The sequence below is a fragment of the Paraperibacillus marinus genome, assembly GCF_046237605.1.
GTDB classification, from domain to species: Bacteria; Bacillota; Bacilli; order Bacillales; family DSM-1321; genus Paraperibacillus; species Paraperibacillus marinus.
Genome location: NZ_CP143542.1, coordinates 3,728,517 through 3,753,862 on the forward strand (window position 1 = coordinate 3,728,517; position 25,346 = coordinate 3,753,862).

Here is a 25,346-nt window from a genome sequence, read left to right on the forward strand (position 1 = left end):
CCACCCTTTCCGTTACTTACTGGTCTTACTTATCGTTCAAGGCTGTTACGCCAGGCAGTTCCTTGCCTTCCATGAACTCAAGTGATGCACCGCCGCCGGTTGAGATGTGAGACATTTTTTCAGCCAGGCCGAACTTCTCGACCGCCGCTGCAGAGTCTCCTCCGCCGATCACGCTGAACACGCCGTCTGCTTCTGCAAGGGCTTCAGCTACCGCGCGGGTACCATTAGCAAACACATTCAGTTCGAATACACCCATTGGTCCATTCCAGATCACAAGCTTGGAGTTTTTAATTACTTCAGCATACGTTGCTCTGGTTTTCGGTCCGATATCCAATGCTTCCCAGTCAGATGGAATCTCTGTAATGCTGACTTCCCGGGTATTGGCATCCTCTGAGAAATCGTCTGCGATGATAACGTCCTCTGGCATATAGAAGTTCACATTTTTCTCTTTGGCCTTTTCAATGAAGGATTTAGCCAGGTCGATTTTATCTTCTTCAAGCAGGGACTTCCCAATTTCGTGTCCCTGGGATTTTATGAAAGTATAAGCAAGTCCGCCGCCGATGATCAGGTTGTCCACCTTATCAAGGAGGTTCTCGATGACGCCGATTTTATCCTTGACCTTCGCTCCACCCACAATGGCCGTGAAAGGACGATCCGGATTCGAGAGCGCTTTGCCAAGTACATCAAGCTCTTTCTGCATCAACAGTCCGGCAACGGCAGGAATGTTCTTCGCAATTCCTTCAGTTGAAGCATGGGCACGGTGTGCGGCACCGAATGCGTCATTCACATACACATCCGCAAGCTCAGCAAACGCCTTGGCCAGTTCAGGGTCATTTTTTTCTTCCCCCGGGTAAAACCTGACGTTCTCAAGAAGAAGGACGTCACCTTCAGACATGCTGCTGATTTCTTCTTTGACAGAATCACCGTATGCTTCGTCTGTTTTTTTCACTTGAACATCTAATAGCTCGCTCAGGCGGCCTGCTACAGGATTCAGCCTCAGTTCCTCCACTGCCTGCCCCTTAGGACGGCCGAGGTGGCTGGCGAGGATAACCTTCGCTCCCTGCTCTCTTAAATACTGAATGGTTGGAAGAGCAGCTCTGATTCTCGTATCATCCGTTACTTCGCCATTTTGCATAGGTACGTTAAAGTCGACGCGGCAGAATACCCGTTTGCCCTTAACATCAATATCCTTGATTGATTTCTTATTCATGAACCAAAGACCTCCTCATTAAATAGACCGGGGCTGTTCCCACTTGTCATCTGCCCCAGGTTTCACCTGTTAAAGCTCTTAGCTGTTGTTCAAAAAAAAGGGGAAGAAGGGCATAAGTCCCCGCTCCCCTTATTCCTAAATATTATAGCTATATTTATTCATAAAGCCTAATATTAAGTGGTTTTCAGTTTATTAAAAACCTTTTTTTGCGATGAAGTCGATCAGGTCTACAACACGGTTAGAGTAACCAGTTTCGTTATCGTACCAAGAAAGTACTTTTACCATGTTGCCTTCCATAACCATTGTAGACAATGCATCTACAGAAGAAGAGTATGTGCTGCCGTTGTAGTCAGTAGATACAAGCGGAAGCTCGTTGTACTCAAGGATTCCTTTAAGATCGCCTTCAGCAGCTTCCCTAAGGGCTGCGTTCACTTCTTCAACAGTAGTGTCTTTTTCAAGCTCAGCTACAAGGTCAACCACTGATACGTTTGGTGTAGGCACACGCATTGCCATACCGTTCAGCTTGCCTTTAAGTTCAGGAAGTACAAGGGCAACCGCTTTTGCAGCACCAGTAGTAGTCGGGATAATATTCTCGGCTGCTGCACGTGCACGGCGGTAGTCCTTGTGCGGAAGGTCAAGGATCTGCTGATCATTTGTGTAAGAGTGAACAGTAGTCATCATGCCGCGTACGATTCCAAACTTCTCATGAAGTACTTTTGCAAACGGCGCAAGGCAGTTTGTTGTACAAGAAGCGTTAGAGATAACATGGTGGTTATCTGCATCGTACTTGTCGTTGTTTACACCCATAACGATTGTGATATCTTCATCGTTTGCAGGAGCAGAGATGATGACTTTCTTAGCGCCGGCTTCAAGGTGCTTAGCTGCATCGTCACGCTTAGTGAAACGGCCAGTAGATTCAACAACCACTTCTACTCCAAGGTCGCCCCAGCCAAGTTGTGCAGGATCGCGCTCAGCAAGTACTTTAATTTTTTGGCCGGCAACTAATAGTGAATCACCGTCAACTGTTACTGATTCAGATAGAGTTCCGTGAACTGTATCATACTGCAGCAGGTGAGCAAGCATAGCTGCATCTGTAAGGTCGTTGATTGCCACGATTTCAACCTCTGGGTTCTTAAGAGCCGCGCGGAATACGTTACGTCCAATACGTCCAAATCCGTTAATACCAACTTTTACTGTCATTTAAAAAATCCTCCTTTAATATTAGGGAATCATTATTTTAATAAATATATCTTAAAAGGCTTAGCCCTTTAATAACTCGTTTGCGACTGATTCGTCGGTGATAAGGGTGGTTGTTGATGGTGCCATTTTCAGGTATGCCCTGATTGCCTTGGCCTTCGAGCTTCCGCCCGCGACAGCAATCACACTGTCTGCATGCTCCAGGTCTTCCTTTTGAATGCCAACTGTATGGACCTTGTGGACAATTTCGCCGGCTTCGTTGAAATAATACCCAAAGGCTTCCCCTACAGCATTTCCTGCTTCAATCTTATCCATGACCTCCGGCGACGATCTGCGGCGGCTCGCCATTACTTTGGCATCGCCTATACCATGGACCACAATATTCGCCCGCTTAATCAAGGAAATCACTTCTTTGATGGCCGGCTCTTTCATGAAAGAGAAATAAGCTTCCTTGCTTACCTGTTCAGGCACATACAGCACCCGGCAGGCGGAATTCATATTCGCTGCCATATTGGCCGCTATCGTGTTCGCCTGGTTCTCCATATCCTCGCCAAGTCCGCCTCTTGCTGGTACAAAGAGCGTCCGGCGCGGATCCGGCGTCAGCATTCCGGCTACAGCCGCAAGCGTCGATCCGCCAGTCACAGCGATGATATTATCACCCGATAAATTCCTTTTTATACAAGAAGCACATTCTTTTCCCAATTCATTTTTGACCCCGGGTGCGCCATCACTGTTGCCGCTGACTATAATAACTTCTTTAATGGAATAGGAACGGGCTAAAAGCTCTTCCTTTTTGTCTATACCCATTACCTCTCGCATTACACCATTTAATTTCTCCAAAAGAACAAGTCCCGAATCAGTGACGTTCATTCCCGACGGAAGAATGTTGATAAGGTTTTGGTCTTTGAGAAATTCTACTTCTGCACGCAGAGTCCGTTCAGTAAGGTTAAGACTGGCTGCCAGGTTCCGCCGGCCTACAGGCTGCATCAATTTTATGTAACGTAGGATCTGGTAGCGCTTTTGCATGACATCCATTAAATCAGGCAGCAGCTTTTTTTGAACCTCAATTAATGAGCGCATCTCTTGACTCCTTTAATAGCCGCAACAGGCTGGTCAATTTTAGTCCCGCATAGACATATTATGTCCCGCATGCCGTAAAAAAAATACCCCTGTTTCAACATTTATTCTAACAGGAGTATATGCAATGTTCAACTGATATGTTCAGGTTTTTTTCTGCAAACGCTTACTGTACCAAGGGATTGAGCTTATCCCCTGCCCAGCTGTCCTATGAGCGCGGCACCATCTATCTGCCCGTATTGCAGAACTTCCCCCTTCCATTCCACCACAGGAATCATAAGGCCGAAACGCTCCACAAGCTCATCGCTTGAATGGATATCAATTTCTTTTATCGAAATATCATGTTCTGCCCCGAGCACCTCCAGCACATCCTTCGCCTTGGTGCAAAGCGGGCATTGTGATCTTGTATAAAAAATCAGTTCTGTCATAACTCCATCCCTGCCTGTCTAATATCGCTTCCGTTTGGAAGAAGAAGGTATATTAAGAAGGTCGCGGTACTTGGCGACCGTCCTCCTCGAAAGAAGGATTCCTTTTTCCTTTTTTAATATATCAGAAAGATCCTGATCTGATAACGGCTTCGTCTTCTCCTCGGATTCAATCAGCCGCACAAGCTCCCTTTTGACAGCCTCCGCCGACATCTCACCCGAGGACACGGACTGAATGTGTGCAGTAAAAAACGCACGAAGCTCCACCGTCCCAAACGGCGCCTGCACAAACTTATCCCGCACCGCCCGGCTCACCGTCGACTCATGGATCCCCAGCTCATCCGCCACTTCCTTCATGGTCATCGGCTTAAGACTGGCAAGCCCCTTCATGAAACAGGGCGCCTGCTTCTCCACAATCAGCTTCGTCACTCTTAAAATCGTCTCCCGCCGCTGAAGCAGGCTTTTGGAGATCCACTGATACTCCTGCCATTTCTCCTGGAGGAATTTACTCACACCATGCTCACGCGATGACTTCAAGGAATCATAATAGTCCTGATTCAGGCTCCAGCCAGAGCCTCTTTCCACAAGCGCGACCTGAAGCCTGCCGTCCTTATGCTCCACTTTCACATCCGGCACCGCATACGCGGGCTTCTCCGACTGGAATGACGCACCCGGCCTCGGATTCAGCGTCAGAACGAAATCCTGCGCCTCCTGGATATCCTGAAGCGTGATGCCAAGCTTCTTCGCGAGATCCTTCCACCGCTTTTCCGCAAACAGCATAAAATGCTCCCCGAGGACTGCTTCGGCATACTGCTTCCCCCCCTTCATCCGTCCGGCCTGAAGCAGCAAGCATTCCTGGAGACTTCGGGCCCCTACACCGGCAGGCTCCAACCCCTGAATATATCCAAGGCAGCGCTCCACCATCTCCGCATCACAGCCCGCCATATCTGCAACATCTGCTAAATCCGCCCGCAGATAGCCATTTTGATCAAGATTCAGAATCAGGCCCTTCAGCACCCGCTTCTCCTCTTCATCCCGATTCTGCAGTCCTACCTGAATCCATAAATAATCATGAAGCGAAACCGGCGGCCCGCCGATCTGCTCAAGCCAATATGATGCATCACGCTCACGCGGCGCCCTCCGCCGCCCGGCGCCTCCCGTCCCTCCAAAAGAAGATGCTGGCTCCAGCTGAACAAGCGGATTCTCCACCGCCCGCTCCTCCAAAAAAGACGCCAGCTCCTGCGACGAATACTGAAGCAAAGCAATCGCCTGACTCAGCTCCTGCGTCATCGAAAGCCGCAGACCCTGCTGCTGAAACAACCCATTCCCCAGTTCCATCCAAACGCCCCCTCTACCTTCCCCCATTATAAAATAAAAAGGCAGACAATGGATATGTAAACGTTTCCAATTATAAAAGCGGAGGACGGTGCTTTTCAGGATATACTTATCAAAAGCAGAATGATGCAGGCACATTAATAGCCAATAAGAGATTGGTGAAAAGCAGCCGCCTGACAGACGTAAAGCGGGCGGCAGTAAAAGGCCGCCCTTGCCTTTTACTGCTGGCCGACTTATGGCCGAAGGCGGCAGTCCGGAGCTGGACAACATAAAAGCGGAAAGCGGTGCCTTCCAAGTTCCCTCTATATTCTCGCACTGATTGCCAGCCTGGTCCGGATGCTGGAAATTATCAGGAAGGCAGAGGCCTGGGAGTGTTATCTGCAAGTGAATTGTGGAGTACCGCAAGTAAATCCCCCGTTTCCACAAGTAAACGATCAGCTTCCGCAAGTAAATTTAAAAATTCGCAAGTAAGTTCACTATATCGGCAAGTAAGTTGTTCATTTCCGCAAGTAAATATTGTTTTAAGCCTTAGGATTCACTCCAGTGACAGTCAAGTCATCTCGCGTAACACTTTTTTGATAAAATCATCTTGTTTTTTAAGCTATATAGCTTTTTATCGCATGAATTTAGTTCAAATCGCTGAATAGCAAAGGAATTTTGAGATTTGACAATTTCCCTGCAATATCGAAATAAAGCCATTTTGCCAAAGATGGTTTAGAATTAATATGTTTATTATTCTGCCGCGTGCCTTTAAAACGAAATGGACCAAGACTAATAAACCCCGGCAAATGGTTACCATACTTAAATAAGGGTAAATAACTTATTACTTCTCTCTGCTTAATACCCCACGCTAAGTTTTCCTTGGACAAGGAGGGTTTGGTGGGAGGTGATAGGTTTGAGGAAAGTCTATGGAATAGCAAAATTAATCGTTTACCTGGATTCAGTGGGATACCCTCTTACTGAGCAGGAAATCCTCAGTCTTATACACAACAGAGAATTACCACATCATAAGTCTGTCAGCAATCTTATTATTTTCAACCTTGACCATATCGACTGGTGGATCAGTCAGCGGTTAACTCCATAGAAGAAGCCCTGCTCATGCAGGGCTTTTTTTAGTTTTTCTATTAAATCCGCTCTTTTTCTATCATTTTTCCTAGTACGCATTTTCACTGTGCAGCGTATAAGACTGTGTAAGAAAAGGCGGGGTATATATGAGATATTACCAGAGTTCAGATGATGCGGCCGCAGCGCTGCGTGGACAAAGACACAATGAGAGCTTTCAATGCAAAAATCAAAATTATAAGTCGTACCTTTAGCTGTGGAGGCCAGCCTGTGGCAGATGCTGCCGCCAGCTTCCAAGTTTCTCCTGATCTTGGCATAACCATTCTCTCGGCAACCGCTAATCGCAAGACTAAAGTAACTGTAAAAGATGTAGTTGATAACTCTTCTAGATAAAGTAAAAAAAGAGAACCAAAACTTGAAACTGGTCCTCTTTTCTATTATTTAATTAGAGTAAGCTTTCTATTAAAAAATCGCTGAAGGATTAAATTGTATCTTCAAAAAAGTAATTAGCTTGGACTTTAATAGTACCGGAATAAGGTGCACCAAAACCGAATACCGTTATACGTGTAAGATCATCGTATACGAACGTAAGTGAAGATCTTCCATTAATGGTCTGTGTAATGTTGCCTGTACTTCTCTCAAAGATAACGTTTATTGGCGCATCGCTAAAGTTTTCGATTGTCCCAGCTGCCAATACCCGCAGAGTGTTTGGCTCAACATCAAAAATGACATTGCCCACTGTATTCGAAGTCCCAGCAAACGGGGCACAGTTCTCAAACACTTTTCTTTCTACCTCTCTATCTTTAGGCCTTTTAGGACATGGATTCTTATGCTTATTACATTCCTTACATGCCAAATCAATCATTCCTTTCCTATTGATCTAATATACGATATGTAAAACCTACGAGGTTTGTATGGACAAACTGACGAAAATTCGCCCTATTTCAAATTTGCATACGAATTCAATGTGTTTATAATAGTGGAAACAAGGGAGCCCCAGTTTTCATAGAGATGCCTCCGCAGTTCTTTTACGGTCATTCCATCTATTCCGTGACTTTCTTTGTCTCGCTGCTTCAGTCGGTATTGGTTCCGCCCTTCTCCTGTCGGCTCAAGTCTTTTGGGTACTAAGGCTTCCGCTGACTTCTGGCTGTTCAGCAGCCCATTACTGGGCAGGTTACCAAGGGTACTTGGTATACCAGCCAGATCACCCCAGGTAAGAGTGAAATCTTTCCCTCCACCTAACTGCTTCAGCTACCCAATGACACATTCGGCAGTATGGGCTTTACCTTATATAGCAGACTCACATAATGACACTCAGCCTTATATGAAGTTTGTATTCCTCAGACCGGCGGTATGCCGCCCGCTTCTTTCAGATTCCAAGTCGCCCTGGATACCCCCTGCGTTAAGCTAACCGTTACTACTGCCTTTACGGTTTGGGACTCGCACCCTATAGATTACGCCATGCCGGGCGCATTAATAAAAAAGCATTCACATGACGTGAATGCTCCTCTTAATTGCCACTCCATATTTTTTTGAATTTCATTTATTCTTTTTCGCTATTCCTCTATTTCGTAGGATTTGCCAGTACTATTGTCAAAAACTAATAATAATTCATGCTCTTCTCGGGAATAACCCTTTGTTCCTTACTACAGATAATTAGTCCAATTCCACTAAGGGCTATGCTCTATGGCAGATATTTATATCTAATGTGAACGGTTTAATAATGGTTTTAGATCTCAAACCAATTTATTAAATACAGAATATAATTCTCCAATTATTAAGCCCTGATATAACTATTGAATGAATTTCTATAAAGTACAAATTCCAGGAATCACTTTCTGTTGGAATTACAGGCGTTGATAAGTATTTAGCAATTGGTAAATCCATAATTTTAGTAATCGCTAAGTTCTATACTCCCTTAAAGAACAAGGATTGATCTATTTTGTTTGCTATATCACTAAACCTAAGTGGCAGTCAAAGTTAAGTCTGCTTCATCAATGTATCTGCCTTACTGGTTGAAGCAACTTCTCTTTCCTCATTTACTCCAGCAACTGCTGCAATATATCCTTGCTCAATGTTTTCTTCCGATAAATTTAAAGAACCAAAGATATCTTCTAAATTGGGATAACACTTAACAATACTAGTTGTAAATTTTTCTTTTATTAAATGAATACCTTCATCCCGAATGTTCTGACTTACTTCATCCCGTTTCTGTTTACATACGGCCAGAAAGAAACACAATAAAATAATAAATAAGCCCTTCTTCACACACTCTCTCTATTTTGAGGAGATTGATGTGGCGGCTGGAGGATTTAACTCCTGTGAAAATCCAATCTGAATAAAGGTAATTTGCTAATGCTTATAATGGTGAATCATGCGGATCTCCTTCTAGTTTGTTTAATTACCTTATCATAGAACATGACTGTGTCAGGAGAGTGGGCTTGAATTTGCCGTGCTATAAAAACTCAATATGAGCATGTTCGTAAGCCTATATTTCTATTTCTGGTATAGATTGTAATTGTTGAAGTGAATGTATTACCGTCTTATTTGTGATTTCTTTTCTCGTCTAGTGATAGGGGACCTCCTTTACTATTCAAAGGAGCGTTTTTATATTGCTGGTTATTATTCGCAGTATTTAAAACAAGAAATTCAGATACAAAAAAAGCGTCTCCACGAACTATCAATTCGCAGAAACGCTTGATTTGTAAGCCTTTAAAGTACGCCCTCGGCAGGAATCGAACCCACATCTTAAGAACCGGAATCTCACGTGCTATCCGTTGCACCACGAGGGCAAGTTATTAATGTTCCCAGAAAGATATTATATTTCACTTCCAAGCTTTTTGCAAGGTTAAATTATGTTTAAAACGGATAAGTTTGGGTATCATGGTTAAAGTATTTAATTTGCTGCTAAAAGGGCAGGCTTTTACTTAGTATTTACTACATAGCGGAATTTATGTCGAAGGAAACTTTGTGTAAATTGCAGTGTAACGTTTGACCTAAATTGACCAATAAGTGTATCATATGGTTAGGATGAATAATCCATTTGGGTTACTTGTTTAAAGGAGGAGAAATTAGATGAATTTAATTCCTACAGTAATTGAACAGACAAACCGCGGTGAGCGTGCTTATGATATTTATTCACGCCTGCTTAAGGACCGTATTATCATGCTCGGAAGCGCAATCGATGACAATGTGTCTAACTCTATTGTAGCACAGCTTTTGTTCCTTGAAGCGGAGAATCCTGAGAAGGATATCTATCTGTACATTAACAGCCCGGGCGGCAGCATCACTGCCGGTATGGCTATCTATGATACAATGCAGTTCATCAAGCCTAAGGTTTCTACGATCTGCATTGGCATGGCTGCATCCATGGGTGCATTCCTGCTTGCAGCTGGTGAAAAGGGCAAACGTTATGTGCTTCCTAACAGTGAGGTTATGATCCATCAGCCGCTTGGCGGAGCACAGGGTCAGGCTACCGAGATCGAGATTGCCGCGAAACGCATTCTCTTCCTTCGTGAAAGATTGAATCAGATTCTTTCTGAGCGTACAGGCCAGCCTCTTGAGGTTATTTCACGCGATACAGAGCGCGATAACTTCATGACTGCTGAAAGAGCCGTAGAATACGGCCTGGTTGACAAGATCATGACTCGTAATGACCTTGAAAAGGGAAAACTGGATAAATAATTTAAAAAGAGGCTCTGCTCCCTTTTGGGGAGCGGAGCCTCTTCTAATTAATCCTGTTTTTGGACAAACGCTTGCAGCGCTTCGAGCGCTTCTTCTTCATCATTGCCCTCAGCCACAAGCTTGACTTCTGTACCCGCGCTTACCGCAAGGCTCATCAGTCCCATGATGCTCTTTGCATTAACCTTTTTCCCATCCTTCTCCAGGAACACATCGGCTGAATACCGGTTTGCTTCCTGGACAAAAAGTGCGGCCGGCCTTGCCTGCAATCCGGTTTTCAATCGCACCTGCACTACTTTTTCTACCATCTGCTTTTTCCTCCCCTGCACCTTTTTATTATTTATGTTGTAAAACAGTTGAGTATTATCTTTATTTATCCTAAGTTTCAAAGATGTAAGCGCGGTGTGTGCAATTTCATGAAATCGGTTCCCCGACCCGGAGCTTTTCAGCAATCTCATCGATTTTCCGAAGCCTGTGGTTGATCCCAGACTTGCTGATGCTGCCGCCGGATACCATTTCCCCAAGCTCTTTCAGGGTTATATCCTGATAAGCCACCCTGAGCTCAGCAATTTCCCGCAGCTTGTCAGGCAGCACACTCAGGCCGATAGTGGATTCAATGAGCTTAATGTTTTCCACCTGCCGGAGCGAGGCACCGATGGTCTTATTAAGGTTGGCAGTTTCACAATTGACGAGCCGGTTGACCGAGTTCCTCATATCCCTGACGATCCTGACATCCTCAAACCTGAGGAGTGCACTGTGTGCGCCAATGATATTCAAGAATTCGGCTATCTTTTCCGCTTCCTTCAGGTACGTGATATAGCCTTTTTTGCGCTCCAGCGTTTTGGCCTTCAAGTCGAATCCATTCATCAATTCACAAAGCTTATCATTGTGCTCCTTGTACATGGAGGCAATTTCCAGATGATACGAAGAAGTTTCAGGATTATTGACCGAGCCTCCCGCAAGGAATGCCCCTCTGAGGTAAGAGCGCCTGCAGCACTTCTTAGCTATCAATTCGCTTGAGATGTCGTGGTGGATGGTGAAGCCCTCGCCGATAATCTTCAGGCTGAGGAGGATTTCCTGGGCCATCTGCGAAAGACGGACTATGTAGACATTGTTTTTCTTCAGCTTCATCTTCTTCCGTACGAGCAGTTCTACCTGCACCTCAAAGCTTTTCTTTAACAGCGTATAAATCCTTCTCGCGATTGCCGCGTTTTCAGTCTGGACATCTACCACCAGTTTCCGGTTTGAGAAAGATATGCTGCCGTTCATCCGGATTAAGGCTGACAGTTCGGCACGCGCACAGCAATCCTTCATCTCCAAAGTGGTGAGTTCTTTTTTTGTTTCTGATGCAAATGACAATTTGTATTCACCTCCTGTTGTATCCTTGATCTATTCTAAATTCCGAAAATTACCTATTTGGATTCCTTTAATAAAATTTCATACAAAATTTCTGCGACCTTTGTGGTGTCATGACGGACCACATTGCCATCATAGCTGACAATCGGCTCCTGCAGGACCTCGACGCCAAGTTTATCCAGACGTTCAAAGTCATAGACAACCGGCTTTGCATATTCCTCTTTATACTTCAGCTTGGCGCTTTGCGGGATTTCTTCATTATTCACAAGCACCGAGTCGATAAAGGCACAATCCATATGGTCATAAATAGCTTCAATATGGTCGCTTGCTGTAAAGTTGAGCGTTTCTCCAGCCTGGGTCATGAGATTGCAGATATACACCTTCTTCGCAGGCGCGCTGCATACCTCCCGCCCAAGCTCCGGTACCAAAAGATTGGGGAGGATGCTTGTATAGAGGCTCCCAGGCCCGATGACAATCAAATCGGCGCTCCGGATTTCATCTATTGTTTCTGAAAGCGGTTTAATATCTTCAGGAGTCAAAAACACCCGTTTGATTTTCTTTCCATACTGAGGTATTTTCGATTCACCCGTCACAATCGTACCGTCTTCCATCTCCGCATTCAGGACAACAATCTGGTTTGCGGCCGGAATGACCTTGCCGCGGACATTCAGGACCTTGCTCATTTCCTGGATGGCATGGACAAAATCCCCGGTAATGGAGGTCATGGCTGCAATGATCAGATTGCCAAGCGAATGGCCTGTCAGTTCCTCGGAACGGCTGAACCGATGCTGAAACATCTGCTCAACGAGCGGTTCCACATCAGACAGGGCAGCCAGGACGTTCCTGACATCTCCGGGCGGTGGAATCTGCATATCATCCCTAAGCCGGCCGGAGCTTCCCCCATCATCCGCAACGGTCACGATTGCTGCTATATCGATTGGGTATTTCTTCAAACCCCTGATTAAAACCGGCAGGCCTGTTCCACCGCCTATGATTACAATTTTCGGCAAACGGTCATTTGGCATCGGTGAGTCCCTTCCTTTTCTCAATGTCCCGGTGGGTGATCTTGGTGTAGTAATCCTTTTTGAAGAAGTGGCCGATATATTCCGCAAGGGCGACGGAACGGTGCTGGCCGCCCGTACATCCGATGGCGATGATCAGCTGCGCCTTGCCTTCCCTTTTATATTGAGGAAGCATGAAACCGAGCAGGTCTGTGACTTTTTCCAGGAACTTCTGCGTTTCGCTCCATTTCAGAACATACTGATTGACATCATCATCAAGGCCTGTCTTCGGCCTCATGGCGTCTATATAATGAGGATTGGGCAGGAATCTGACATCGAAGACCAGGTCGGCATCAATCGGCAGGCCGTGTTTGAACCCGAAGCTCATCACATTCACCATGAAGGTGCTGCTGTTGTTTACCGAAAACTCATCCAGAATCTTCTCTCTCAATTCGCGGGGCTTAAGATTGGTCGTGTTAAAAATGTATCTTGCCCGGCCTTTTAGGTCCTCAAGTATCTCCCGCTCCTGCTGTATCCCTTCAAGCGGCCGGCCCGCCGGTGCCAAAGGGTGTGTCCTTCTTGTTTCCTTGTATCTGCTGACAAGGACCGAATCCTCTGCATCAAGGAAAAGGATCTGCGGGGTAATCCATGCATTTTCACTCACCGAGTCCAGGGCGCTCGACAGGTGTTCAAAGAACTCCTTGCCGCCGCGCAGGTCCATCCCCAGGGCAACTTTGTTCATCTTGCTGCCTGAGTCCTTCATCAGTTCAAGGAACTTGGGAAGAAGTGTAGGCGGCAGATTATCCACACAGAAAAAGCCCAGATCCTCAAAGCTTTGAATGGCTACCGTTTTACCCGCGCCGGACATGCCTGTAATTATCACCAGCTGTATATCGTTAGACGAGCCGCTCATTTGTGTTTCCCCTCTTTCCTTTCGACCGGACTAACTCGGGTCGAGTCTATATGAAATCAATGAAAAATCCTGTGTGTATGTGAATGTGCCATAAATGATGCCAGTCCCATGCACCATATAATCCAGTATATGGTGATCTCCGGCCGCCATCGGAAGCCTGCTGATCTCATCGAGAGGCTGCCAGGACAGCTCCCCTTCATCAGACTCTTCTAAATTTACACCGTCAAAATCTGTGGCATAAAAGGTGAACATCATCCACTCGGAAAGCACCTGGTCGCCATCCTTCATGATAAACGTGAAAATTCCTTTGATTTTTGGGTTTTTCAGGTAGATTCCCGTTTCTTCCCTATATTCACGGATACACGCATCCCTGATCGATTCGCCGGGCTCCATTTTCCCGCCGGGCGCAACAAACCAGCCCCGGCGCGGCTTTTTCAGCATTAACGCATGATTATTATGAACCAATAAACAATTTGTAACGCGCTGCACCGTTCCTCACCTCTTACTAAAGCATTGAAAAACTATATATAACAAGCTGTCTATCCAGCTTATGATGTGCTAAAAAATTCTATTTCATTTCATTATACTATTTTTGAAATGCCGCCACAATGAAGGAGAATTGTATTTTTAGCGAACTCTTCACGGCAAAAAAATGAGCACAGGCATCTGCCTGTGCTTTACAAAATAAATTTGTATAAAAGGGGGTCAATTTCTATTTTTATCTTACCCATTTTTTGTTTCAAGCGTGTTACAGCAGAATTAAAACGGCATGACGAAAATGTAAATTATGGAATTGACGCTTATGATGGCTGTCCTGCTTTCAGGCTGTCCATAAGCTCCTCGATATAATGCTGGGCATTTTGTGCCGCAATACTTCCGTCACCGGTTGCCGTGACAATCTGACGCAGTGTTTTTTCCCGTATATCTCCTGCTGCGAAAATACCAGGCACTCTGGTTTCCATGCGCTCATTCGTCTCGATATATCCATTCACATTCGTTATTCCCAGATCCTCAAACGGTTTAGAAAGAGGCAGCATTCCGATATAGATAAAGACGCCGTCGGCCTTGAATTCCTGTTCCTGTCCGTCGATGGTGGAAACAAGTGTCACACTTCCGACCTTGCCGTCCTTATCATTGATTTCCTTGATGGTATGATTCCAGATGAAATCCACTTTCTCGTTATCGAAGGCACGCTGCTGCAGTATTTTTTGTGCACGCAGCTCATCCCTGCGGTGGACGATTGTCACCTTTGAAGCAAAGCGGGTCAAATACACTCCCTCTTCAACAGCTGAATCACCTCCGCCGATCACGACAAGCTCTTTGTTCCTGAAGAAAGCGCCATCGCAGACTGCACAATAAGAAACGCCGCGGCCGCCCAGTTCTTTCTCGCCAGGAACACCGATTTTCTTGTACTCGGCACCGGAAGAAATAATGATGGCCCTGCCTTTATATTCTTTATTGCTAACTTTAACGGTTTTATACTCTCTGCCATCTACAATGCTCTTCACATCGCCATAAGCATATTCAGCACCGAATTTCTTGGCATGATCGAACATTTTGGTGGAAAGCTCCGGTCCGAGGATTGTCTCAAAACCAGGGTAGTTCTCTACTTCCTCCGTGTTCGCCATCTGTCCGCCCGGGACTCCGCGCTCGATCATCAGAGTGGATAAATTTCCGCGTGATGTATAAACAGCGGCGGTCATGCCGGCTGGTCCTGCACCGATAATGATGACATCATAAATTTTTTCTTCAGACATACTGTTCACCTCAATATATTTAAGCATCCATAGCAATGTATGCAGATATAAACCTAGTATTTCCTAAAGATTATCCTATATTAGTCTACATCGTCCAAAAATCTGCTCATGCTAGACGAGCAGGTTATGGACGCTGTCTATATACTTCCTTAGTGTGCCCGGGGATATCCCATACTTTTCGGCCGCTTCTTTCTGGGTGATTTGCTCGTTCCTGAGCTTGTTCCAGATAAAATCAATGGAAGCTGCATAGGCCCGTTCATTTTTCAGCTGTCCATTCTGCTTTTCTGCCTCTATGTAAGCTGAATACCACATCAAAAAGAGGCCGGCTTCCGTCAGCTTTATTGGATGATAATGCTGAAAAAGAAGCTCTGCGACAGCATCTGCAAACTGAAGGTTTTTGCTCAGCTTCTGCCCCATTCCAGATGCAGTGGCTGCGTATTCCTTCTCTTTTTCCCCAAAGCGTTCATTATCCTGAAAAGCCGTATGAGCGATAATCTTTTTGCGGTGGGAGGAATGAGCCGTCAGGAAAATGCCAAACAGCCTTTCTTCAGCCAAACCGCTCTGCAGCCGCTTAATGATGGAAGGAAAATGGTCTTCAAAGCCCGACACATCTCTTTCCTCATTCCACGGTTCCATCCCTTCCTTATCCGGGCTGAAGGAAAGAAGCTTCTTCCAGGCCTGTCTGGCCGTCTGCATATGGCCAAGATGGTATGCCGAATCTGCCAGCCAATAATAAAACGTGCTGTCCGGCTCAAAGCCTTTGCGCTGCAATTGTTTCAGCCACTTATAGGCAAGCTCATACTGTCCGGTCATCGCGAAAGTCGCCCCAAGCTTAAACCGGTGCTCACTCATGATAGGCCGGATTTTATCCAGACCCGCCGTCAGTTCTGCCACTTTTTCTGTATTTTGTTCATAATAATTGAACACGAGCATATTGCACAGCGCGTGAAGATTGCCTGGATTTTTCTCCAGCACATCCTCAAGCACGGCAAACGCCTCATTTACCTGCCCCAGGTAAAAATGGGCAAGCGCCAAGTTATTATAAGCCGACCAAAAGTCCGGATATTCTTTTACAATCTCCTGCAATGAGGCAACCGCTTTAGGGAAATTGCCGGTTTCCAGCTGTTCCCGTGCCTGCTCCTGCTTGGTGATCAGGCCTTCCTGCCGGTCCAGATTCTCAAGTGTCTCACCGGACTCATCCAGTTCAAATGCGATCAAGTCGATCAGATCTTCCGCATCGTCGCTGAACTCTCCATCTTCTTCATGATCGAGGTAAAGATGTACTTGTTTATATGCTTCTTTAAACATGCCTAAATGGGCATAATTATTTGCTAAAAAATAGTGGCATTCATACATGAGGGGATCAAGATTATGCAAAACATCCAGCAGCAGCTCATTTGAATACTCGTACTCACCAAGCTCTGTACAGACAATCGCAAGCTGGCACGCAATCATTGGCTCCGTACTTTCAAGCTCATGCGCCCTCTCGATGTATTTCCTCGCCTTATTTAAATCCCTGCGGTGAAAATACTTCAGCCCCTTGCTGAAATAATATTCCGCCGTCGGAAAAAATGAAAAAACCTGAGCCTTCCGCTCCGCCTTTGAATCCTTAGACATGAAGTCCTCCAATAAATCAAACATAGACTAACCAAAGCATTATACCACAAAAAAGGGAAATGGGGACCCCCACTTTGGGGGGACAGACCCCATTTCCCGATTATTTCCCGGCGGCATGCCTTTCTTTGAGGACTTCCAGTACTTCCTGAAACGGAAGATTTTGCTCACGAAGCAGGACGAGCACATGGTAGAACAGGTCGGCGGTTTCCCATTTCAGTTCTTCCTGGTCCCTATTCTTCGCGGCGATGATCACTTCCGCTGATTCCTCGCCGACTTTTTTAAGGATCTTGTCCACTCCCTTTTCAAAAAGATAAGTGGTATAAGATCCTTCCGGCCGCTCCTTTTCTCTCTGCTCCAGCAGCGCCTCGAGTTCAAGCAGAAAATCAACTGAAGTCTTCGCCCCTTCAACAGCGCCAGCTTCCTGTCCGTCAACATCCGTTAACAACAGGCTGTCCGTAAAGCAGCTTGCGGCGCCTGTATGGCAGGCAGGACCAGAGGGTTCAACAAGCACTAGCAGGGCATCGCTGTCACAATCCCATTTAATTTCCTGGATACTTTGTGTATTGCCGCTCGTGGCTCCCTTATGCCAGAGCTCCTGCCGTGAACGGCTGAAAAACCATGTTTCCTTTGATTCAATCGATAATTTCAGCGATTCTTTATTCATATAAGCCAGGGTCAGCACTTCTTTTGTCCGGTAATCCTGCACGATGGCCGGCAGCAAGCCGTTTTCATCAAACTTCAGTTCATCTATGTTCATCGTACGTTCACTCCCCGCTCATTAAGATACGTTTTTACTTCCTTGACCGATGTTTCCTTATAGTGAAAGATGGACGCCGCCAGTGCGGCATCAGCGAAGCCCTCCTGGAAGGCCCCATAAAAATGCTCCGCATTTCCGGCACCGCCCGAGGCAATGACCGGCACGCTCACAGCCTTGCTTACAGCACTGGTCAGTTCGATATTGAAGCCTTTCTTCTCGCCATCGCTATCCATGCTCGTCAGCAGAATTTCACCGGCACCGAGCCTCACAGCTTCCTGTGCCCATTTCACTGCTGTCTTATCGGTTTTTTTCCGTCCTCCATGGGTATACACAACCCAGGTTCCTATGCCGCTGTCGAATTTGGCATCAATCGCAACAACCATGCATTGAGTCCCGAAAAACCTCGCCCCTTCGGAAATCAATGCCGGGTTCAGCACAGCGGCCGTGTTAAGCGACACTTTGTCGGCACCAGCCCGCAGAATCCTTTTCATGTCATCAAGGGAATTGATTCCACCTCCGACTGTAAAGGGAATGGCGAGGGATGCTGCGACGCTTTTCACCACTTCCACCATTGTTTTCCTGCCTTCATGGGAAGCCGATATATCCAGGAACACCAATTCATCCGCACCTTCACGGTCATAAAACGCCGCAAGCTCCACCGGGTCTCCGGCATCCCTCAGGCCTAAAAACTGGATTCCTTTCACAACCCGCCCCTCTTTTACATCGAGACAGGGGATAATCCGCTTTGTAATCATCCCTCCACCTCTTCCAGGGCCTCAGCTACACTGAATACACCGGTATAAAGTGCTTTTCCGACAATCGCCCCTGTCACACCGGCACCAGCCATTCCGGAGAGCTGCCTGATGTCTGCAAGACTGCTTACCCCTCCTGAGGCAATGACGCTTTGGCCGGTTGCTTCCGCCATGCGTGCCGTAAGTTCAAAATTCGGTCCTGAGAGCATCCCGTCTGTGGCAATATCGGTAAAAATGAACGTTTCTGCCCCGGCATCAGCCAGCGCCTTTCCAAGCTCCACTGCGCTGACAGTCGAAGTCTGAAGCCAGCCGTGTGTTGCGGCCATGCCGTCCTTGGCATCGATCCCGATTGCAATGGACCCGCCATATTTTTTCAGCATGGTTCTTGTAAAGCCCTTATCGGAAACAGCCACACTTCCGAGAATTACCCGCTTCACCCCGTTTTCCAAATAACGGGCGATATCCTCTTCCGTCCGGATGCCGCCTCCTACCTGGATGCTGGCATTAAGCATTTTGGCAGCCTGAATCACAGATCCGGCATTTACCGGCAGACCGATTTTGGCACCATCAAGGTCCACCATATGTATCCAGTCCGCCCCCTGGTCTGCAAAACTTTTTGCCATGTCTTCCGGTGAATCCCCGTAAACCGTTTCCTTGCTGTAATCTCCCTGCAGGAGCCGTACACATTTTCCGCCAAGCATATCAATCGCTGGATATATCGTAAAAGAGCTCATAGGGCCACCTTGCTTTCTGAGAGATTAATAAAATTACGGAGCAGGGCCATCCCCATCCCGCCGCTTTTTTCAGGATGGAACTGCATGCCCATTACATTGTTGCGGGAAACGACTGCCGGAACTTCTTCACCATACTCTGCACTGGCGTTAATGATGGCAGCATCTGTCACCGCGAAATAGGAATGCACAAAATACACATAGTCTTCTGTTATCCCGTCAAATAGCGGAGAGGGCACGTGGAATTTCAACCTGTTCCAGCCCATATGGGGCACTTTATAAGCCGTGCCGCCAGCATCCTGTCCTGGAAAATGCCTGATTCTTCCCGGAAGCAGGGCCAGTCCCTCTGAAAAGCCATGCTCCTCGCTGCTTTCAAATAACAGCTGCATGCCGAGGCAGATTCCGAGGAAAGGGCGACCGCTCAGCGCATATTCCCTTAAAAACGGAATCAGACCAAGAGAATCCAGCTGATTCATGGCATCTTTAAAGGCACCTACCCCTGGCAGTATGAGCGCACGGGCTTTGGTCAGCTCACCAGGATCAGAGGAAATGAAATATTCCGCTCCCAGGCGTTCCAGTGCCTTGCTGACACTGAATAAATTGCCCATTCCGTAGTCTACGATGCCGATCATTTATAACATCCCTTTCGTTGAAGGAACTCCTTTGATTCTTGGATCAATGGTCGTTGCCTCATCTAATGCCCGTGCCAGCGCCTTAAAAACGGCTTCTATTATATGATGGGTATTACTGCCGTAATGAACGATCACATGGAGATTCATCCTGGTTTCAAGTGCAAGCTTCCATAAGAATTCATGCACCAGCTCCGTATCAAACGTCCCTACCTTCTTGGAAGGAAAATCAGCACGGATTTCAAGATGAGGCCGGTTGCTGAGGTCAACCACTACCTGTGCCAGCGCTTCATCCATAGGCACAAAAGCATTGCCATACCGCTTGATGCCGCGCTTGTCCCCAAGCGACTCAGACAGCGCCTGGCCCAGGCAGATGGCAATATCCTCGGTTGTATGATGATCATCCACCTCAATATCGCCCTTTGCATCCACAATCAAATTGAACTGCCCATGCTTCGCAAACAAATCCAGCATATGAGTCAAAAACGGAACCCCAGTCTCAAGCGAAGAAAGACCCTCTCCGTCAATTCCAAACTCCAGCTTAATATCCGTCTCATTCGTCTTCCGCTCAACCCTCGCTATCCTATCCATCCAATCAACCTCCTGATCTTTTCGGGGACTGTCCCCATTTCCCGGAAATAGGGGACAGTCCCCTATTTCCCGATTATTTCCCGAACCTTGCCTCGACTGCCCTGGCGTGTGCTTCAAGACCTTCCAGCCTGGCGAACCCGGCAATTTTTGATGCATTTTCCTCCAGAGCCTGCCTGCTGTACATGATCACGCTTGATTTCTTTTGGAAGTCCTCGACACTCAGGGGACTTGAGAATCTGGCGGTGCCGTTGGTTGGCAGCACATGGTTCGGTCCGGCGAAATAATCTCCGACCGGCTCAGAACTGTACCTGCCAAGGAAAATGGCACCGGCATGCCGGATCTTCCCGAGAAGCTCCATCGGATTTTCCGTCATGACCTCCAGATGTTCCGGAGCAATCTCATTCACTGCGGCCACCGCTGCATCCATTGAGCCGGCGATATAAATTCTGCCAAAATCCTCGATTGATCTTCTCGCAATGCCTTCCTTCGGCAGCTGCGAAAGCTGTTCCTCCACTTCCCTTGCGACTTCCTCTGCAAGCCTTCCGGATGTGGTGATCAAAACACTGCTTGCCCGCTCATCATGCTCAGCCTGGGAAAGCAGATCAGCCGCTGCCTCTGACGCGATCGCTGAATCGTCAGCCAAGATGGCAATCTCGCTTGGCCCGGCTATCATGTCAATGTCCACGTCACCAAATACCTCACGCTTGGCCAGTGCCACATAAATGTTTCCCGGTCCGACAATTTTATCTACCGGCTGAATGGATTCTGTTCCATACGCAAGGGCAGCCACCGCCTGGGCGCCTCCTGCCTTATATATTTCATCCACACCGGCAATGCTTGCCGCGGCCAGCACCCCGGCTGGAATGGCGCCTTCCCTGTCAGGCGGAGTCACCATCACAATCCGCTTTACACCGGCCGCTTTTGCCGGCAGTACATTCATCAGGACAGAGGAAGGATAAGCCGCTTTTCCGCCCGGAACATAGACACCCACAGAATCGAGGGGCGTAACTTTCTGGCCGAGCATTGTACCCCTCTCATCAGTAGTCACCCAGGAATTTTGAAGCTGCTTCCTATGAAAGGAACCAATATTGCCGGCAGCTTCTTCCATAACATCCAGCAGCTGTGCGGAAACCTCATTTCTGGCTGCTTCGATCTCCTCCCGGGTTACCTTCATGCTGTCCAGGATAGCTCCGTCAAATTTACGGGTCCATTCCAGCACTGCACTGTCACCGCCCGTCCGTACACTTCCGATGATTTCACGGACTGCCTTCCGCTGCTCTTCAGTCCCGCTGTCCACCGAGCGTTTCAGCGATATGTTATCTCCCAGCTTTTCTATCTGCATCTTTCCCACCCTTTTCCAAAAGACTGTTATTAGCCGATTACCTCCGCAAGCCTGTGGACCATCTCCGAAATCTCCTCTTCCTTCAGCCGGTAGCTTGCCCGGTTGGCAATGAGGCGTGAGGTGATATCCGCTATCCGCTCGAATTCTACAAGACCATTTTCCTTCAGAGTCTGTCCTGTTGAGACAATATCGACGATCCTCTCTGCAAGCCCGATCAGCGGCGCAAGCTCAATGGAGCCATTCAATTTGATGATCTCCACTTGTTCACCCTGCTCCCTGAAAAAGTGAGAGGCGACATTGGGGTATTTCGTCGCTATCTTGGGTGCCGCTTCATTGATTATTGAGCTGGGCATGCCAGCAACCGCGAGATAACAATGGCTGATCCGCAGATCAAGAAGCTCGTACACATCCGGATCTTCCTCGAGCAGCACATCCTTTCCAGCAATGCCGATATCCGCAACTCCCTGCTCCACATACGTAGCCACATCCATGGGCTTGGCCAGCATGAACCGAAGCCTCTCTTCCTCAAGATCTATAATCAGTTTCCGGGATTCCTCGAATTCCTCAGGCAATGAGTAGCCTGCCTGCCTGAGCAGCTTCAGTGCTTCTTCAAAAATCCGCCCTTTTGGCATAGCGATTGTCAACATATCCTTCATCGCGTGACACCCCTTCCAGAAGAGCCGATAAAGTAATGCATGTCTTTATAATTTTTCGTAAAGGCATCAAGGTCCTTCACGCCATTAATATCCTGCAGCACGATTCTTTTTCCTTCTGCCCTCTGTTTTTCGGCAAACTCCAGCGCCTCCCGTTTCCGCTCCGGCGTGAACAGCGTACATTCAATGTCTGCTGACTGGAGCAGCAGCCCCATCGCCTCCGTCAGCCGGTCCAATCGCAGTGCAAAGCCTGTTGCCGGTGCCCCGCTTCCGAATTTCTGCAGCAGGTTGTCATAGCGTCCGCCGTTGCCGACAGGGAAGTTGGTGCCTTCTGCATATACCTCGAACACCAGCCCGGAATAGTAGCTCATCGGATTCATCAGGGCCAGGTCCAGGCGGACATACTCTTCTGCCCCATATTCCTCAAGCTGGCTGTACAGCTGTGAAAGCTCCTGAAGCTTATCAGAGCCCCTTCCATTTTCAAGAAGGGAAGAAGCCTGCTCCAGCATATCCTTCGGACCCTTCAGCCTCAGGATATCCGTAAGCCGCCTTTTATCCATATTCGGGAGTTCCAGGGAGGCAATATGCTCCCTGTAGCCGGCATAATTCCGTTCTATCAGGAACCGTGAGAGCTGGTCCACCCGTTCCTCACGCCCGAGGATATCCAGCATGAGCTGCTGGATGAAGCCGATATGGCCGATGGAAACCTGGAATTTTTTAAAACCCGCTCTTTTCAGGGAAGAAATCAACAGGCTGATGATTTCCGAATCCGCGCTGATCGTTCCATCTCCGATATTTTCAATTCCAATCTGCTCGAACTCTGCCGCCCGTCCTCCTTCTTTCTGCTGGGCTCTATAGACATTCGCTGAGTACGCGCTCCGGACCGGCACCTGCTGCTTCAAGAGCTTGGATGCCGCCACCCTTGCAATCGGTGCAGTCATATCAGGCCTGAGGACAACCGTATCGCCCTGCTGATCAAGCAGCTTGAACATCTGCTGATTCTGGATGGATGACGCCTCCCCGATTGTTTCATAATATTCCAGGGCAGGAGTCTCTAAAAATTGATAGCCCCATGCCTCGAATTCATTTGATATCGCTAGGCGCACTTTCTTTTTGCGTTCATATAGTAAAGGGAGGGAATCTCTCATCCCAACCGGCTTCTCGAACATAAACAGCTTTGGCAAATTGATACACATCCTCTTTTTCAGCGATAAATCATAAAATAATCAAAATACTTTAGTTTGCTAATGTGTTAATAAAGTAAAGTTTACTCCCCGCTCCTGCTGCCGTCAAGAAAAAGCTCCGGGAAATATTCGGGAAATGGGGACAGTCCCCCGAAAAAACAAAGCAGGTTTAGTTGTAACCTTCCACGGGTATAAACGTCTTAAACATAAAAGGCAGTTTTGGACTAGTTTTGGACTAGTTTTGCACCAAAAAAAAATGAAATGTAATGGAGATATGAATATGAGTACTGAACAGAAACAGGAAGCTTTTGCTGAAATCTTGAAAAAAACGTATGATGCCTCCAGCGGTGAGGCCCTTACCCTGCAGGAAATCATGGCAGGGCTTGAAGGGGATCTCTCTCAATTGATCGGTGACTGAGAATACACCAGGCCCTCTTTTCGTCCGCTCACTTTCAGCAGCGGCTGTACTTCCAAAAAAGCAGGTTCTTGCCCATGCGGCAAGAACCTGCTTTTTTTAATAGAGTGGTTTGAGATGAGAAAAAGTTTTAGCGTCGGACCCTCGGGCAGGGGCATGGATCGATGTGCCGGCAAAAAGAAGAGGATGTCCCAAAATTGTGGTGACCCCCAAAAGTTAGAGAATTAAATTAAGCTGCTAATTGGCGGGTATGAATCCGGTATTCTACCGGGCTCATGCCAGCCAGTTTTTTCTTTATACGCTTATAGTTATAATAATTTATATATTTTTCAATTCTCGTTTTCAATTCCTCGTATGATCGCAAATCTTCCCCGTAATACATTTCTTGCTTCATTAATCCAAAAAAGTTTTCCATAGGTGAATTATCTAAACAGTTTCCCTTTCGGGACATACTTTGGAAAACCTTGTTTTCTTTGAGTGTTTTTACCCACATATTATGCTGGTAATGCCAACCCTGATCAGAATGGATGGTGGTTCTGAACTTTGAGTCTTTTACTATATCTAAAGCTTCTACCAGGGGTTTAAGGGCTAACTCTAAGGTTGGTCGCATACTTATCCCGTAAGATAGAATTTCACCATTGCACATATCCATAATAGGATTTAGATAAAGTTTTAAACCGTCTGAACATTTGAATTCAGTTATATCCGTTGTTAATTTTTGATGGCAGACCTTTGTGTGAAAACGACGTTTAATACGGTTTTTAGCGATATTTCCAACCTTGCCTTTGTAAGAACTGTACTTACGTGATTTTCTTGTAAACTTTGTTGCTTTAAGTCCAATTTTCTTCATGATACGCTGTACTCTCTTATGGTTCACTTGAAAACCACGTCTTTTTAGCTCCAAGTGTATTCGACGATAACCGTAATTGCCATCATGCTCACTAAAAATCAATTGAATACATTCCTCAAGCTCTTGGTCTGGGTTTTCCTGTTTCATCGCTTTTATATGGTAATAGTAAGAAGACTCTGGGATGCAGACTCTATCTAAAACGTCTTTTAATTGGAAGGTTTCTTTGAGTTCGAGTGATAACGCTGCTTGTGCTTTTCGAGATAGGCTTCTGGATCCATCTGAAAAGCTCGCAACTTTTTTAAGTATTCTACCTCTAGACGAAGCAGCTCGTTTTCTCTCTCTAACTTTTGTTCATAGGTCATCTCTTTTTCATCGTTGGGTTTGTTCTTTTTATTCTTTGATTTATCAGACATAGAAGGCCTTCCTTTCACTCTTTCCAGGCCTTCTATCCCCTCCTTCAACCATGTTTTTTTCCATCTGCCTATCATAGGAGGGTTTGTTAGCCCAAAATGAAGGGCTGTTTCCGTTTCTGAAGAACCTGTGTTTTTCATAAAGCTTAATACATCCAGCTTAAATTGAACAGGATAAGTCTCCTTATTCTTTTTCTCTCTAAGGCCTTTTTCTCCAAATTTCTTATAAGTTTTTATCCAGCGTTCTAGCTGGCCATATGATTTAATACCATGTTTCTTCGCTAAAGACTTGGCCCCTAATTTTCCTTCCCTATATTCCCTTACAACCATTAGTTTGAATTCTTCACTATATTTAGACATAAATAAACACCCCAAAAGTTAGATTTCACTCTAACTTTTGG

General features: G+C 46.6%; 27 protein-coding genes and 1 tRNA gene. 3 read left to right on the plus strand and 25 right to left on the minus strand.

From position 1 onward, the window contains the following. Window positions 1-25: 25 nt before the first annotated feature. The 5 genes from V1498_RS18885 to rpoN form a co-directional block, all read right to left on the minus strand. A complete protein-coding gene (locus tag V1498_RS18885; RefSeq protein ID WP_409295388.1) occupies window positions 26-1,210 on the minus strand; it encodes a phosphoglycerate kinase in 1,185 nt (394 codons plus the stop codon). A gap of 192 nt (window positions 1,211-1,402) precedes the next feature. Beyond that, window positions 1,403-2,410, minus strand: coding sequence for a type I glyceraldehyde-3-phosphate dehydrogenase (gene gap, locus V1498_RS18890; protein ID WP_409295390.1), 1,008 nt, complete (start codon window positions 2,408-2,410; stop codon window positions 1,403-1,405). Window positions 2,411-2,470: 60 nt separating this feature from the next. Then, window positions 2,471-3,487 carry a sugar-binding transcriptional regulator gene (locus V1498_RS18895; protein ID WP_409295392.1) on the minus strand — a complete coding sequence of 339 codons (1,017 nt, stop codon included), beginning with the start codon at window positions 3,485-3,487 and terminating at the stop codon, window positions 2,471-2,473. Window positions 3,488-3,672: 185 nt separating this feature from the next. After that, a complete protein-coding gene (locus tag V1498_RS18900) occupies window positions 3,673-3,912 on the minus strand; it encodes a glutaredoxin family protein (RefSeq protein ID WP_409295394.1) in 240 nt (79 codons plus the stop codon). Between the two features lie 18 nt (window positions 3,913-3,930). Further along, window positions 3,931-5,247: an RNA polymerase factor sigma-54 gene (rpoN, locus tag V1498_RS18905; protein ID WP_409295396.1), complete on the minus strand. Its 1,317-nt coding sequence runs from the start codon at window positions 5,245-5,247 to the stop codon at window positions 3,931-3,933. A gap of 1,329 nt (window positions 5,248-6,576) precedes the next feature. On the opposite strand from rpoN, the gene V1498_RS18910 reads away from it, so the two are divergent. Beyond that, entirely contained in the window at window positions 6,577-6,699 is a 123-nt protein-coding gene (locus tag V1498_RS18910) for a hypothetical protein (RefSeq protein ID WP_409295398.1), read from the plus strand. A gap of 88 nt (window positions 6,700-6,787) precedes the next feature. Here V1498_RS18910 and V1498_RS18915 read toward each other — a convergent pair whose 3' ends face one another. The 3 genes from V1498_RS18915 to V1498_RS18925 form a co-directional block, all read right to left on the minus strand. Beyond that, window positions 6,788-7,162 (minus strand): hypothetical protein, encoded by a 375-nt coding sequence (locus V1498_RS18915; RefSeq protein WP_409295400.1) that lies wholly within the window; start codon window positions 7,160-7,162, stop codon window positions 6,788-6,790. A 1,124-nt stretch (window positions 7,163-8,286) separates the two neighbouring features. Continuing rightward, a complete protein-coding gene (locus V1498_RS18920; RefSeq protein ID WP_409295402.1) occupies window positions 8,287-8,574 on the minus strand; it encodes a hypothetical protein in 288 nt (95 codons plus the stop codon). A 452-nt stretch (window positions 8,575-9,026) separates the two neighbouring features. After that, window positions 9,027-9,098, minus strand: a tRNA-Arg gene (locus V1498_RS18925). Between the two features lie 283 nt (window positions 9,099-9,381). On the opposite strand from V1498_RS18925, the gene clpP reads away from it, so the two are divergent. Continuing rightward, a complete protein-coding gene (clpP, locus tag V1498_RS18930) occupies window positions 9,382-9,990 on the plus strand; it encodes an ATP-dependent Clp endopeptidase proteolytic subunit ClpP (protein ID WP_409295404.1) in 609 nt (202 codons plus the stop codon). 47 nt (window positions 9,991-10,037) lie between these two features. Here the strand turns inward: clpP and V1498_RS18935 are convergent, their stop codons facing one another. From V1498_RS18935 to V1498_RS19005, 15 genes are all read right to left on the minus strand, one after another. Beyond that, the gene (locus tag V1498_RS18935) at window positions 10,038-10,295 is read right to left on the minus strand and encodes an HPr family phosphocarrier protein (protein ID WP_409290318.1); all 258 of its coding nucleotides are present in this window, start codon (window positions 10,293-10,295) and stop codon (window positions 10,038-10,040) included. Window positions 10,296-10,401: 106 nt separating this feature from the next. Continuing rightward, the gene (whiA, locus tag V1498_RS18940; protein ID WP_409290319.1) at window positions 10,402-11,346 is read right to left on the minus strand and encodes a DNA-binding protein WhiA; all 945 of its coding nucleotides are present in this window, start codon (window positions 11,344-11,346) and stop codon (window positions 10,402-10,404) included. 53 nt (window positions 11,347-11,399) lie between these two features. Continuing rightward, complete coding sequence (locus V1498_RS18945) at window positions 11,400-12,368, minus strand: uridine diphosphate-N-acetylglucosamine-binding protein YvcK (protein ID WP_409295406.1); 969 nt, start codon at window positions 12,366-12,368, stop codon at window positions 11,400-11,402. Then, entirely contained in the window at window positions 12,358-13,257 is a 900-nt protein-coding gene (rapZ, locus tag V1498_RS18950) for an RNase adapter RapZ (RefSeq protein ID WP_409295408.1), read from the minus strand. Before rapZ ends, V1498_RS18945 begins: the two co-directional genes overlap by 11 nt. Window positions 13,258-13,287: 30 nt before the next feature. After that, complete coding sequence (locus V1498_RS18955) at window positions 13,288-13,746, minus strand: 8-oxo-dGTP diphosphatase (protein ID WP_409295410.1); 459 nt, start codon at window positions 13,744-13,746, stop codon at window positions 13,288-13,290. Between the two features lie 311 nt (window positions 13,747-14,057). Next, entirely contained in the window at window positions 14,058-15,014 is a 957-nt protein-coding gene (trxB, locus tag V1498_RS18960; protein WP_409295412.1) for a thioredoxin-disulfide reductase, read from the minus strand. 111 nt (window positions 15,015-15,125) lie between these two features. Continuing rightward, window positions 15,126-16,631 carry a tetratricopeptide repeat protein gene (locus tag V1498_RS18965; protein ID WP_409295414.1) on the minus strand — a complete coding sequence of 502 codons (1,506 nt, stop codon included), beginning with the start codon at window positions 16,629-16,631 and terminating at the stop codon, window positions 15,126-15,128. A 100-nt stretch (window positions 16,632-16,731) separates the two neighbouring features. Further along, window positions 16,732-17,388, minus strand: a complete 657-nt coding sequence (hisIE, locus tag V1498_RS18970; protein WP_409295416.1) for a bifunctional phosphoribosyl-AMP cyclohydrolase/phosphoribosyl-ATP diphosphatase HisIE — start codon at window positions 17,386-17,388, stop codon at window positions 16,732-16,734. Beyond that, the gene (hisF, locus tag V1498_RS18975) at window positions 17,385-18,143 is read right to left on the minus strand and encodes an imidazole glycerol phosphate synthase subunit HisF (RefSeq protein WP_409295418.1); all 759 of its coding nucleotides are present in this window, start codon (window positions 18,141-18,143) and stop codon (window positions 17,385-17,387) included. The genes hisIE and hisF overlap by 4 nt, the downstream gene beginning before the upstream one ends. Continuing rightward, window positions 18,140-18,874 (minus strand): 1-(5-phosphoribosyl)-5-[(5-phosphoribosylamino)methylideneamino]imidazole-4-carboxamide isomerase, encoded by a 735-nt coding sequence (gene hisA, locus V1498_RS18980; protein ID WP_409295420.1) that lies wholly within the window; start codon window positions 18,872-18,874, stop codon window positions 18,140-18,142. Before hisA ends, hisF begins: the two co-directional genes overlap by 4 nt. Then, complete coding sequence (gene hisH, locus V1498_RS18985; RefSeq protein WP_409295422.1) at window positions 18,871-19,503, minus strand: imidazole glycerol phosphate synthase subunit HisH; 633 nt, start codon at window positions 19,501-19,503, stop codon at window positions 18,871-18,873. The genes hisA and hisH overlap by 4 nt, the downstream gene beginning before the upstream one ends. Then, window positions 19,504-20,091, minus strand: coding sequence for an imidazoleglycerol-phosphate dehydratase HisB (gene hisB / locus V1498_RS18990; RefSeq protein ID WP_409295424.1), 588 nt, complete (start codon window positions 20,089-20,091; stop codon window positions 19,504-19,506). It lies immediately after the preceding gene. A 73-nt stretch (window positions 20,092-20,164) separates the two neighbouring features. Then, window positions 20,165-21,433, minus strand: a complete 1,269-nt coding sequence (gene hisD, locus V1498_RS18995) for a histidinol dehydrogenase (RefSeq protein ID WP_409295426.1) — start codon at window positions 21,431-21,433, stop codon at window positions 20,165-20,167. Window positions 21,434-21,462: 29 nt separating this feature from the next. Then, entirely contained in the window at window positions 21,463-22,089 is a 627-nt protein-coding gene (gene hisG, locus V1498_RS19000) for an ATP phosphoribosyltransferase (protein WP_409295428.1), read from the minus strand. Next, entirely contained in the window at window positions 22,086-23,270 is a 1,185-nt protein-coding gene (locus V1498_RS19005) for an ATP phosphoribosyltransferase regulatory subunit (RefSeq protein WP_409295430.1), read from the minus strand. The genes hisG and V1498_RS19005 overlap by 4 nt, the downstream gene beginning before the upstream one ends. A 280-nt stretch (window positions 23,271-23,550) precedes the next feature. Between V1498_RS19005 and V1498_RS19010 the strand changes: the two genes are divergently transcribed. Further along, complete coding sequence (locus tag V1498_RS19010) at window positions 23,551-23,688, plus strand: hypothetical protein (RefSeq protein WP_409295432.1); 138 nt, start codon at window positions 23,551-23,553, stop codon at window positions 23,686-23,688. A gap of 226 nt (window positions 23,689-23,914) precedes the next feature. On the opposite strand, the gene V1498_RS19015 is transcribed toward V1498_RS19010, so the two are convergent. Then, a complete protein-coding gene (locus tag V1498_RS19015) occupies window positions 23,915-24,841 on the minus strand; it encodes an IS3 family transposase (protein ID WP_409299371.1) in 927 nt (308 codons plus the stop codon). Continuing rightward, window positions 24,742-25,320, minus strand: coding sequence for a helix-turn-helix domain-containing protein (locus tag V1498_RS19020; RefSeq protein WP_409295433.1), 579 nt, complete (start codon window positions 25,318-25,320; stop codon window positions 24,742-24,744). Before V1498_RS19020 ends, V1498_RS19015 begins: the two co-directional genes overlap by 100 nt. Between the last annotated feature and the right edge of the window lie 26 nt (window positions 25,321-25,346).

Bases quoted from the DNA above. Each gene is read 5' to 3' on its own strand.
- V1498_RS18885 (WP_409295388.1), bottom strand. From the start codon at position 1,210: ATGAATAAGAAATCAATCAAGGATATTGATGTTAAGGGCAAACGGGTA.
- rpoN (WP_409295396.1), bottom strand. From the start codon at position 5,247: ATGGAACTGGGGAATGGGTTGTTTCAGCAGCAGGGTCTGCGGCTTTCG.
- V1498_RS18895 (WP_409295392.1), bottom strand. From the start codon at position 3,487: ATGCGCTCATTAATTGAGGTTCAAAAAAAGCTGCTGCCTGATTTAATG.
- V1498_RS18965 (WP_409295414.1), bottom strand. From the start codon at position 16,631: ATGTCTAAGGATTCAAAGGCGGAGCGGAAGGCTCAGGTTTTTTCATTT.
- gap (WP_409295390.1), bottom strand. From the start codon at position 2,410: ATGACAGTAAAAGTTGGTATTAACGGATTTGGACGTATTGGACGTAAC.
- V1498_RS18945 (WP_409295406.1), bottom strand. From the start codon at position 12,368: ATGCCAAATGACCGTTTGCCGAAAATTGTAATCATAGGCGGTGGAACA.
- clpP (WP_409295404.1), top strand. From the start codon at position 9,382: ATGAATTTAATTCCTACAGTAATTGAACAGACAAACCGCGGTGAGCGT.
- hisG (WP_409295428.1), bottom strand. From the start codon at position 22,089: ATGAAGGATATGTTGACAATCGCTATGCCAAAAGGGCGGATTTTTGAA.
- hisA (WP_409295420.1), bottom strand. From the start codon at position 18,874: ATGAGCTCTTTTACGATATATCCAGCGATTGATATGCTTGGCGGAAAA.
- V1498_RS18900 (WP_409295394.1), bottom strand. From the start codon at position 3,912: ATGACAGAACTGATTTTTTATACAAGATCACAATGCCCGCTTTGCACC.
- V1498_RS18935 (WP_409290318.1), bottom strand. From the start codon at position 10,295: ATGGTAGAAAAAGTAGTGCAGGTGCGATTGAAAACCGGATTGCAGGCA.
- hisH (WP_409295422.1), bottom strand. From the start codon at position 19,503: ATGATCGGCATCGTAGACTACGGAATGGGCAATTTATTCAGTGTCAGC.
- hisB (WP_409295424.1), bottom strand. From the start codon at position 20,091: ATGGATAGGATAGCGAGGGTTGAGCGGAAGACGAATGAGACGGATATT.
- trxB (WP_409295412.1), bottom strand. From the start codon at position 15,014: ATGTCTGAAGAAAAAATTTATGATGTCATCATTATCGGTGCAGGACCA.
- hisIE (WP_409295416.1), bottom strand. From the start codon at position 17,388: ATGAACATAGATGAACTGAAGTTTGATGAAAACGGCTTGCTGCCGGCC.
- V1498_RS19010 (WP_409295432.1), top strand. From the start codon at position 23,551: ATGAGTACTGAACAGAAACAGGAAGCTTTTGCTGAAATCTTGAAAAAA.
- hisF (WP_409295418.1), bottom strand. From the start codon at position 18,143: ATGATTACAAAGCGGATTATCCCCTGTCTCGATGTAAAAGAGGGGCGG.
- rapZ (WP_409295408.1), bottom strand. From the start codon at position 13,257: ATGAGCGGCTCGTCTAACGATATACAGCTGGTGATAATTACAGGCATG.
- hisD (WP_409295426.1), bottom strand. From the start codon at position 21,433: ATGCAGATAGAAAAGCTGGGAGATAACATATCGCTGAAACGCTCGGTG.